Below are 11,466 nucleotides of genomic sequence, written 5' to 3' on the forward strand. Positions count from 1 at the left end.
CCGGTCACCACTTGCGGGGTCAGCGTGATTCATCGCCGGTGTCCTGGCCGCGCGGCCGCATCCACGGCATGCCGCTTGGCTGCTGTTGGGCTCCCGGTTCCTGGACTTGGGTCTCCTTCGGCGCCTCGCGTCCAGGTTCTGTCCGTCCTCCGGGGAATTCGGCAGTCCGGTGGGGGGCGTTGGTGCCTTCGACAGTTGGTTCAACGCCACCTGCCGGCGGATACCCGTGGCCCGGGGCTGCCTGGTTTTGCGCACCCTTGTTCATCTTCCCAAGCTTCCACAAGGCCAGGGCAATCAGGCCCGCGGCGATGAGCAGCAACAGGAGGAAAGTGAATCCGCGCAGGAACCACAGCACTGCCACGGCGACCCCGACGGCTCCCCAGATGGTAAAGATCTTGCGGGTGGTCAGCAAGCCAAAGACGAGCAATACGGTGAAGCTCAGCAAGACCACCAGCTGCTGGGCCACGCTGGAGGAAACAATTGTCCCCAGACCCGCCATCGACAGCAGCGCTGCGGAGGCGCCCAGGACGACTGTCGCGTTCCGCTCGCGTTTGCGCGAAAACTCGTAGACAGCCAGGAGCGCCAGCACAATGATCCAGTAGTAGAAGGCCGCGAAGGAGCTTGTCCCGTCGACGCCGACCCACCAACAACGGTGGATGATCGCGGCACCGGCCAAGGCAGCGACCTCGTATCCGGTTTCCTTCCATCGCGCCGGCACCTCCAGGGCCGCGGCCGCGAAGACCGCAATCATCAGCATCAATCCCCCGGCATAGACGTACCGATCCACGCCATCGACGTGGCCCAGCAATCCGCCCAGGCCCAGTGCCGCCAGTGAAGAGGTAAAGAGCACCCGCGCGTGGGCCGGCCCCCAGCCCGTTCCCCGTCTGGCCACCGACGCGAAGCCCACCGGCTCCGCGCCAAAGCGCCCGCCGAAGACCGCCATGATCAACAGGATGACAGAGGTCGCGCCCAGCCCGATCATGCCGTCAAGCGGTTCGCTCCCCGGTTCCCCGGCCAGGGCGTGGATGAGCTCCACGCCGCGCAGCGAGGCCAGCAGCACCAGCATCGCGGTGCCGAGCAAGAGCAACGGGACGCCCCAGGTGGCAGCGAAGATCGTGACACCTGCAGCCCCGAGCAGGCCTGCGATGACCTGCCATCCGGGTTCGGAGCTCCCGTGCATTCCGATCAGCGGGACCCAGTACATCACCCCCACCGTTGCCCGCACCCAGCGGTACCCGGCCCCGCCCACGCCGCGAAGTTCCGCCACCAGGATCCCAACCAGCAGCAGCACCAGCATGGTGCTCGCCGCTTCCTCGCCCCACAACGGGATGGGCAGCCAGCCGCCGGACCGCAGGTCCCCGTCGAGGGCAGGAGTCAGCACCAGGCCGAGGAACCCGAGTGCAGCGGGAATGAACGCATAGCGGAAGGCCGCAGCGCGTGCGGCCTGGGTCTTCACGAGCACTCCGGCGAAGACCGACAAGCACAGGCACTGAATAAGCAGGCTGGCCTGGTCAAGTCCGCCGGACCGGTCAGCCAGATAGGCGGCCGGGATCAACAGCAGCAGCGCCAGCGCAGCAACGCTCAGGACGGTGCGTGGGTCGCCCAGCCCCGCCGCGGCGGCGCGCCGGCCCAGCAGCGCGCGCACGGTTTGCGCCAAGGCAATGGTGAAGGCCAGGAGCGCGTACTGCCCGTGCCCGTCCATGTGGAAACGATCCGCGACATGCCAGGCCGTGCCGGAGAACAGCACCTGGGCCAGAACCGCATAGCCGACACGTACGCGGGTGTCGGAGCCCGCCAGGATGCGGATTCCCGCAAACGCCAGTCCCAGCAGCGCAACAAGTTCCACCATCCACGACGGGTGCCTGTCCGAAGAGATTGCCAGGCCGGCGGCCAGGGCGACCAACCCGCCCAGGTGAACGAGGGCGGCAGGGCCCAATTTCGCTCGCGGCGAGGACCCGCTGGCGGGCTTGCCCTTGGCGTTGTCCGCGGCAACCGGTGCCGCCGGGCGGCCATGGCCCAGGACCAAGGTGGCACCAACAAGCCCTACGACAACCAGCAACCACATCAGGATCAGGTCCCACTGGTAGCCCAGCCACAACAGCGTGCTCCAACCAACGACGCTCCTGTCCACGTCCGCGTGGATCAGTGGGCCACCCCAGCGCATATGTGCCGCCAGCAACCAGAGCGTGCCCGAAGCGCATGCAACTCCCCCGGCAAAGATGAGCGATTCACCCGCCTCGTGGAAACGGGCCGTCCCCGCGGGCCCTGACACCGCACCGACCGGTCCGCTCCTGCGCAGCGCGGCGGCGGCCCATCCCGCCTGAAGGAGCAGCGCCAACGTGACACCGACCAGGCTTGCCACTTCGATGGCACTACCCAGCGCCGCCGAGTCGCCGGAACCGGAGCCGGTCCCCAGGATCCCGGAATGCCTTGGCAACAGCACCCACCCCGCCGCGGCGAAGGCGAACAGCGCCCCGGCCGCAACGACGGAGGAGATCCGCGCCGCCCAACGCAGCAGGTGCCGCCCCCTGCCGGTGGCTCCGCGCGCCAACAGCCAGGTGGCGATCACGGCGGCGGCGATCACGATGCCTTGGCGCCCCTGGCTTCCATCGCCGGGTTCGGCGAATGAGAGTGCGGCCGCTCCCAGCGAAATCCAGCGGAAGTTTCCACCCAGTTTTACCCCGACAACAAGTCCGCAGAGCACCAGCAGTGCCAGCGCCCAGTTCAGGTCCAGCCGCTGCCCGGCGCCGGTGCTTCCGGGGTCGCGCAGGAATTCCTCGGCCCCCAGGACGGTGCAAACCCCCGCAAGGGCGACCAGCACCCAGGTTTCCCGCTTGACCAGGCGCGGGTGCACCCGCAGCTTGCGTGAATACTGCCCGGCCCGGTGTGCCAGCAACACAAGCTGCAGCAACAGCAGGGCTGCCATGATGCGGAAGATGTCCGTCGAGGACACCTCGGCAGCATGCAGGAAGGAGCCGATGCTGAACATCCCCGCCGCACGGGCCGCGGCCAAATGCCAGAAGCGCTCGCGGGCAGGGGACGAGAAGAGCGCCACCGCGTAGTACACGGCAGCCGCCGCAAAAATCCAGGCGTAGTCCATGGCATCAAGCACCGCCGCCGACAGCACTGCCGCCAGCACCGTCGCGGGAACCAGGTACCGGTGGGCAATCGTGAAGGACTGCAGGTAGATGTTCGCTATCCAGCGGGGCCGCAGGAAGCCCACCAGCGTGATGGCGGTGGCCAGCAGCATGCTGAAGAGGAAGTAGTAGATCAGCCCGCGGTTGAGCACCGCGCCTCCGGAATAGGCGGTGGAGACCAGGAAGGTCGTGGCGAGCCCGGCGACGACCTTGGACTGCAGCCGTCCCGCGGCATAGACGAAGGCCGCGGTGCCCACCATGGAGGTGGCGAACCAGCTGGCACCGGGGGTTTCGGAGAGCAGCAGGTAGTGTGCCAACCCGGTCATCGGGATCAGCGCCAGTCCGGTAGCGGTGAAGGCCGCGGCCGCCGGGCGAAGTCGCTCGCTTTGCGCATGCATCACCAGTCCCGCGACGTAGAATCCGAGGGCCACGATGCCCAGGCCCACGACCTTGGCCTGCGCAGGCAGGGCGAGGGCGATGAACAGCGATGCCGAGGCCACCAGCAGGAGCGCGGCGACATACAGCGTGATGTTGATGTTGCGCAGTGCCCGCACCCGCGGGTCGACCGGCACCGGTGGGACGTATGGAGGCGCCGCGGGCCGCATCGTCGGCGCGGATTCGGGAGGAACCGGTGAGACGGGGCCGCCCGGGGAGAACGGTTGCGCGACGGCCGGTGCCTGGCGGCGTTCCGCTCCGGGCGCCACCGGTGCATTCGCCTCCGGGAGCGGCAAGTCGGCCGGGGCGTCCGAGGGATGGGTGGCCCGCGTGGCCGCGTCGAAGCCGAGTTGCCAGGCCTCCGCCAGCTCCGTGCGATCCGGCGACTTCACCGCGGCGGGCCGGCGGGCCGCCTCCCTCGTGGCCGAAAGGCGCTTCCCCAGGAAGAGCCCCGCGAAGAACATGAGCACCGCCACGACGACCCCGATGAACCAATCCATCTCGGTTTCCTGCCTTCACCTATGAGTTTGCGCCCCCCCGGCGATCCGGTTCGGCATGCGTCTTACAGCGTAGCGCATTCAAACTATCTGATGGATATAAATGTCCGGGCAGTTTTCCACATGTCCGCGGGCACATGAAAAGACCCCCGCCGCACTGTCGAAACAGTGCTGCGGGGGTCTCTTCTAGACCGTTAGGTCAAGATCTGCGAAGTAAACTTACGCGGTGATCTTGGTAACGCGTCCCGAACCAACGGTGCGGCCGCCTTCGCGAATTGCGAAGCCGAGGCCCTCTTCCATGGCGATCGGCTGGATCAGCACGACAGACATTTCGGTGTTGTCGCCGGGCATAACCATTTCCGTGCCTTCCGGCAGGGTGATAACGCCGGTGACGTCCGTGGTGCGGAAGTAGAACTGCGGGCGGTAGTTCGAGTAGAACGGGTTGTGACGTCCGCCTTCATCCTTGGAGAGGATGTAGACGTTGGCCTCGAACTCGGTGTGCGGGGTGATGGAACCCGGCTTCACGATGACCTGGCCACGCTCTACGTCTTCGCGCTTGATGCCGCGAAGCAGCAGACCACAGTTCTCGCCGGCCCATGCCTCGTCGAGCTGCTTGTGGAACATCTCGATACCGGTAACCGTGGTCTTCTGGACCGGGCGGATGCCGACGATCTCGACCTCGGAGTTGATGGCGAGGGTTCCACGCTCGGCGCGGCCCGTAACAACGGTGCCACGACCGGTGATGGTGAAGACGTCTTCAACCGGCATCAGGAACGGCTTGTCGCGGTCACGAACCGGGTCCGGCACGTGGTTGTCGACAGCTTCCATCAGGTCCTCAACGGCCTTGACCCAAACCGGGTCGCCTTCGAGTGCCTTCAGACCGGAAACGCGCACAACAGGTGCCTCGTCGCCGTCGAAGCCCTGCGAGGAGAGAAGTTCGCGAACTTCCATTTCCACGAGGTCCAGGAGCTCTTCGTCGTCAACCATGTCGGACTTGTTCAGTGCGACCAGCAGGTAGGGAACGCCAACCTGGCGGGCGAGCAGAACGTGCTCGCGGGTCTGAGCCATCGGGCCGTCAGTGGCGGCAACCACGAGGATTGCACCGTCCATCTGTGCAGCACCGGTGATCATGTTCTTGATGTAGTCAGCGTGACCCGGGGCGTCAACGTGCGCGTAGTGGCGCTTCTCGGTCTGGTACTCGACGTGAGAAATGTTGATGGTAATGCCGCGCTGGCGCTCTTCCGGTGCAGAGTCAATCTGCGAGAAGTCGCGCTGCTCGTTCAAATCCGGGTACTTGTCAGCAAGCACCTTCGAAATGGCGGCCGTCAACGTGGTCTTACCGTGGTCAACGTGACCAATGGTGCCGATGTTGACGTGCGGCTTGGTCCGCTCGAACTTTGCCTTTGCCACAGGTTCCTCCTAGAAACGTTTACAGAAGACGTACCTCGCCCACTCGGATCGCGGGCGAACTTATGCAAGTCTACTGGGGGCTTAGTGAAATGTTTAAATTGTGGTTAGCTGCGGGATCCTACTGTGGATCCGTTAGTTGGCCTGACGGGGCCGGATTGGATTTCTCTGATCCGGCCCCATCGTGCGGCCACTCACCCGGGAACCGGGCTCACGGCCAATGTTGGTCCTAGACGATTACTCGCCGCGGTTCTTCTGGATGATCTCGTCGGCAACAGCCTTCGGGACCTCGGAGTAGCTGGAGAAGGTCATCGAGTACACGGCACGGCCCTGGGTCTTGGAACGCAGGTCACCAATGTAACCGAACATTTCAGACAGCGGAACCGTCGCGCGAATGACCTTGACGCCTGCTGCGTCTTCCATCGAGGCGATGGAGCCACGGCGGGAGTTCAAGTCACCGATGACGTCGCCCATGTACTCCTCGGGAGTACGGACCTCGACATCCATGACCGGCTCGAGGATGATCGGCTGGGCGCGGCGTGCGCCTTCCTTGAACACCTGGGAGCCGGCGATCTTGAATGCCATTTCCGAGGAGTCAACGTCGTGGTAGGCACCGTCGAGGAGGGTCGCCTTGACGCCCACCATCGGGTAGCCGGCCAGGATGCCGAACTGCATGGCGTCCTGGATACCTGCGTCGACCGAAGGGATGTATTCGCGAGGAATACGGCCGCCGGTTACGCCGTTCTTGAACTCGTAGATGACACCTTCAACAACTTCCAGGGGCTCGAACGAGACCTGGACCTTTGCGAACTGGCCGGAACCACCGGTCTGCTTCTTGTGGGTGAAGTCAACCTTCTCCACAGCCTTCTTGATGGTTTCGCGGTAAGCAACCTGCGGCTTGCCGACGTTGGCTTCGACGCGGAATTCGCGGCGCATGCGGTCCACCAGGATGTCCAGGTGGAGCTCGCCCATGCCGCCGATTTCGGTCTGGCCAGTGTCTTCGTTGAGGGAGACGGTGAACGTCGGGTCCTCGGCCGAAAGCTTCTGGATCGCAGTCGAGAGCTTCTCCTGGTCACCCTTGGTCTTCGGCTCAATGGCAACGAAGATCACGGGATCGGGGAAGGACATCGACTCAAGAACGATCGGGTGTGCCGGATCGCACAAGGTATCACCGGTGGTGGTGTCCTTGAGGCCAATGACTGCGTAGATGTGGCCTGCGTGGACCTCGTCTACCGGCATTTCCTTGTTGGCGTGCATCTGGAAGAGCTTGCCAATGCGTTCCTTCTTCTGCTTGGTCGAGTTCAGCAGCTGGGTACCCGGAGTTGCCTTGCCGGAGTACACGCGGATGAAGTTCAACTGGCCGAAGAACGGGTGGGTTGCAATCTTGAAGGCAAGTGCCGAGAAGGGATCGGTTTCATTCGGCTCGCGCTTGAGCTCGATCTCTTCGTTCCTCGGATCGTGACCGATCGTCGCGCCAACATCCATCGGATTCGGCAGGAAGTCGATAACGGCATCAAGCATCGGCTGAACGCCGCGGTTCTTGAAGGCGGAACCACAGAAGACCGGGTAGATCTCCGAGTTGACAACCATCTTGCGGATGCCGGCCTTGAGTTCAGCAATGCTGATCTCTTCGCCTTCGAGGAACTTCTCCATGAGCTCGTCGGATGCCTCAGCGACATCCTCAACCAGCTTGGCGCGGTATTCCTGGGCCTTTTCCAGCAAGTCGGCCGGAATTTCGCGGGTCTCGTAGGCGGCACCCATGGTGACGTCACCCTTGGAGTCGCCTTCCCAAACGAAAGCCTTCATCGTCATCAGGTCGACAACGCCGGTGAACTCTGACTCGGAGCCGATCGGCAGCTGCATGACCAGCGGCTTGGCGCCAAGACGCTTGATGATGGTGTCTACGGTGAAGTAGAAGTCGGCACCAAGCTTGTCCATCTTGTTGACGAAGCAGATACGCGGCACGTTGTACTTGTCGGCCTGGCGCCAAACAGTCTCGGACTGCGGCTCCACGCCTTCCTTGCCATCGAACACGGCAACGGCGCCATCGAGGACGCGCAGCGAGCGCTCAACCTCAACGGTGAAGTCAACGTGGCCCGGGGTGTCAATGATGTTGATCTGGTTTTTGTTCCAGAAGCAGGTCACGGCGGCAGACGTGATAGTAATGCCGCGCTCCTTCTCCTGCTCCATCCAGTCAGTCGTCGAGGCACCATCGTGCGTTTCGCCGAGCTTGTGGTTCACACCCGTGTAGAACAGGATGCGTTCCGTAGTAGTGGTCTTACCGGCATCAATGTGAGCCATGATACCGATATTGCGGACCTTGTTTAGGTCGGTAAGCACGTCCTGTGCCACGATGTCTCCCTTTGTAGGTTAAGTCCGAAATGTTGGCGGAACTGATCTGCGATCAATCCCGCCAACTGGACTAAACGCTTTTTACCAGCGGTAGTGGGCGAATGCCTTGTTGGACTCTGCCATCTTGTGGGTGTCTTCGCGACGCTTGACAGCGGCACCAAGACCATTCGAGGCGTCGAGGATCTCGTTCATGAGACGTTCGATCATCGTCTTCTCGCGGCGAGCCTTGGAGTAGCCAACGAGCCAGCGAAGAGCCAGCGCGGTGGAGCGTCCGGGCTTGACCTCGACGGGAACCTGGTAGGTTGCGCCACCGACACGGCGGGAGCGAACTTCGAGGGCCGGGCGGATGTTATCCATGGCCTTCTTCAGGGTCACGACCGGGTCGGTACCGTTCTTGGCCAAGGCACCTTCGAGTGCACCGTAAACGATACGCTCTGCAGTGGACTTCTTACCATCAACCAAGACCTTGTTGATCAGCTGGGTAACAAGCGGGGAACCGTAAACCGGATCCGAGACGAGGGGGCGCGCTGGCGCCGGGCCCTTACGAGGCATTACTTACCTTCCTTCTTGGCACCGTAGCGAGAACGAGCTTGCTTACGGTTCTTCACACCCTGGGTATCGAGGGCACCACGTACGATCTTGTAGCGCACACCCGGAAGGTCCTTCACACGACCACCGCGAACGAGCACGATGGAGTGTTCCTGAAGGTTGTGACCAACACCAGGGATGTAAGCGGTCACTTCAACGCCACCTGCAAGGCGCACGCGTGCGACCTTACGAAGTGCGGAGTTCGGCTTCTTCGGGGTCGTGGTGTACACACGGGTGCATACGCCACGACGCATCGGGTTGCCCTTGAGGGCTGGGGCCTTGGTCTTTTTGACCTTCGGCGAGCGGCCCTTGCGGACCAGCTGCTGAATAGTAGGCACTTTCGTGTCCTCCGGTTTCTTGTTCTGCGGCGACGCCCACAATCAAACTGCTTGGAGACGCTGCGTTTATAGTCGTTTCATCACAGCGACTTCGGAATTGACCTTAGGCGTGCGAAAGTGTGGCATCTGTTGCGCAACCTACCCGCAACCCGGACCGTGTCCATTTGCCACACATGAAAAACAATTACCTCTAGCTTAGCACGCACATCCGGCCAGCCATGACACCGAGACTCTCGAGGCATGCCAAGCATTTTGGCCGCGTCTCTCCGCGCGGCCTCACGGAAACGCGGGATTTGCCGCGAATCGCGGGAATTCCGCCGACAACCCGGCGCACAGGCATGACATGGATGCAGTGCACGTCACTTAATCCCGCCCAGGCGTCTCCGGTTGATGCCGAGAATATTCACCAGTCGGCCACCGGGGTGACGCCGCACTTTTAGCCAAGGTTGTCCACATATTTGCCAAGCCCAGTCACGGCGGGCCAGGAAAGGGCCCATGGTGGAGACATGGAATCACTGGCGGCGCTCACCACTGCCGGGCTGGCCGCATTGCTGCCGGCCGGGCTCGCGTCCGCGGACACCTCGGACGACACCACGTTCGAACTATCCGCGGACGACAAGTTGCGCCTGCTGGCCATGCTCAATCCGCTCGTCAAGCGACTCATCGACGACATCGCGGACGACGTCGGGAATTCAGCGGTTCGGGCGCTCCTGCTGGCCCTCCTGGCTGAGGATCTTGGCCGAACCACGGGCCGCGCACAAATCGTTGCCGCGGGCAAGATCGAGGAGACCGACGCCCACACCTTGTGCGAGAAGCCACTGGAGGAACTGCATGATTTGCACAGCCATCTGGAGGACTTCGTCGGAGGGGCAACAGCCCTGCCCGCTGACGAATACCACCGACCCGGCAGCAAGATGCCCTGCCGGGATGCCGTCGGTTTCCTGAAGGACCGGTTGAACCTCTCCTACAGCCAGGCCAGGCAGCGGCTCATCAGCCGCGACCTGCTCCTTCCCCGCAGCGGGTTCAACGGCGCCGCCATTGCTCCCCGCTTCGAGCATCTGGGTAAGGTTTTCAACGACGGAATGGCGGACCCTCATCGAGTCGCAGGTGCCGCCCGCCGGCTGCGCTCGCTCCAACCCGGCATCGATGCCCAGGCCAACCCCGACGAAGCCCTCGGTCGAATCGAGTCGGAGCTGGCCGAGTCCCTCGTGGCCCGAAACCAGACGGGCACGGATCAACTGCTTAGGCACCTCTCCGCGCAGCTCGATGCAACCGCACTCGAACGCAGCGAGGCACTGATGGAAACCAATTTCGGCCTGCGCTTCCAGGGCAAGAGGGCACGTGGATTCATTTGGGAGCTTTGCACCGGCGTCGAGGGGCACGAATTGCTCTCGACGCTGGCCGACCAGCTGGCCAACCCGCATTCCGCCTTCGGCACGGGCACCCAATCCCCTGACGATGCCGGGCCAACTGCAACGCAAGACGGTGAAGGACAGCCAGCGCTTCCCGGCCTGCCCAGCACCTCGCTCTCCCCCGATGCGGAAACCATCCCATCCTGGGCCATTGATCCAGAAACCCCCATTGACCAACGCCCCCGGGCGGGATTCACCGATCTCGGCCAGCCGATCATGACCGGCGCGCAGGGGGCCGACATCGAAGTCCTCCCAGGGGAGACACTGGCGGAAGCCCGAGAACGACACAAGGCCAGAAATTTGCTTCAGGCCTTTCTCGACAGCATGCGGTTCGCCATCAACCGGGATGGGGAGACGGAACCGGGCCTCCCCGCAAAGCCCAACATCGAAATGATCGTGACAATTTCATGGGAGTCACTGGTCGGAAAACTCAATGATCCAGGCATCACCACCCACGGGCACCTGGTTTCCGCCGGTTACGCTCGCAGACTCGCCTCCGTCGCCAACGCGATTCCCGCGGTGTTGGGCACTGAGTCCCAACCTCTGGACCTGGGACGGACCCAACGCTTCTTCAGCCGGGCGCAACGGCGCGCCCTGGCACTGAGGGACCGTGGATGCATCAACCCTGGCTGCACCATGGCCGCGCACCGCTGCGAGGCCAACCACATCGATCCGTGGTACCTCGGCGGCAAGACAAATCTTTCGAATGGTGCACTGCTCTGCCCGGTATGCCACGCGTCCTTCCATGCCGGGCACTTCAAGATCATCCTTGTGGACTCGATCCCCCACGTCCTGCAGAGCAAGGCCAGGGATCCCGAGCAACGACTCAGACGAAATTGGATTTTCCATCCCCAAAGTGTCCCCATCCGTTAACTGGAACTGGCAGCGGGCAACCACTGCGGGAATCTATTGGGCACTTATCCACTAGTTGCAGGTGCGACTGGTTTGGGGTTCAAGACACTTGTCCTCGCTCAGTTGCGCGCATTCAAGGCAAGACCCGGAGCCCCGCACCTTCCCCGGAGCTCCCGGCAGGCAAAGTGGGTCCACCGGCCACAGATTTGTACTAGATGTAATTTCACCCAGTCTCGGAATCGCCGCTCCCCAACCATGGTCCATGGACACTGCTGCCGGACGCCGCCCGGGTTCCCATGACGGGGCACGTGTACGGCAATGCCGCATTTCGGGCACTAAAAGGCCGGCCCGTGCCGCACTCCCCCGCACCTCTTGCGAGGAAAGGGAAGCGCGGCACGGGCCGGCCTTGTTACGTGCTCTTCTCCCCGGCACGGCCGGGGAGAAGAAC

General features: G+C 63.2%; 6 protein-coding genes. 1 reads left to right on the forward strand and 5 read right to left on the reverse strand.

Annotated features, from left to right (window positions below):
* Positions 1-19: 19 nt before the first annotated feature.
* From AC6CHY_RS04740 to rpsL, 5 genes are all read right to left on the reverse strand, one after another.
* Entirely contained in the window at positions 20-4,072 is a 4,053-nt protein-coding gene (locus tag AC6CHY_RS04740) for a hypothetical protein (RefSeq protein ID WP_498225738.1), read from the reverse strand.
* Between the two features lie 216 nt (positions 4,073-4,288).
* Positions 4,289-5,479 (reverse strand): elongation factor Tu, encoded by a 1,191-nt coding sequence (tuf, locus tag AC6CHY_RS04745; protein WP_217389418.1) that lies wholly within the window; start codon positions 5,477-5,479, stop codon positions 4,289-4,291.
* A 234-nt stretch (positions 5,480-5,713) separates the two neighbouring features.
* Positions 5,714-7,828 carry an elongation factor G gene (gene fusA, locus AC6CHY_RS04750; RefSeq protein WP_217389417.1) on the reverse strand — a complete coding sequence of 705 codons (2,115 nt, stop codon included), beginning with the start codon at positions 7,826-7,828 and terminating at the stop codon, positions 5,714-5,716.
* An 81-nt stretch (positions 7,829-7,909) separates the two neighbouring features.
* Positions 7,910-8,380 carry a 30S ribosomal protein S7 gene (gene rpsG, locus AC6CHY_RS04755; RefSeq protein ID WP_217389416.1) on the reverse strand — a complete coding sequence of 157 codons (471 nt, stop codon included), beginning with the start codon at positions 8,378-8,380 and terminating at the stop codon, positions 7,910-7,912.
* On the reverse strand, positions 8,380-8,754 hold the full coding sequence (gene rpsL / locus AC6CHY_RS04760; RefSeq protein WP_068731493.1) for a 30S ribosomal protein S12: 375 nt from the start codon (positions 8,752-8,754) through the stop codon (positions 8,380-8,382). Before rpsL ends, rpsG begins: the two co-directional genes overlap by 1 nt.
* Positions 8,755-9,260: 506 nt before the next feature.
* On the opposite strand from rpsL, the gene AC6CHY_RS04765 reads away from it, so the two are divergent.
* Positions 9,261-11,039 (forward strand): HNH endonuclease signature motif containing protein, encoded by a 1,779-nt coding sequence (locus AC6CHY_RS04765; protein WP_498225741.1) that lies wholly within the window; start codon positions 9,261-9,263, stop codon positions 11,037-11,039.
* Positions 11,040-11,466 lie beyond the last annotated feature (427 nt).

The organism is Paeniglutamicibacter sp. GQ140 (assembly GCF_059759235.1).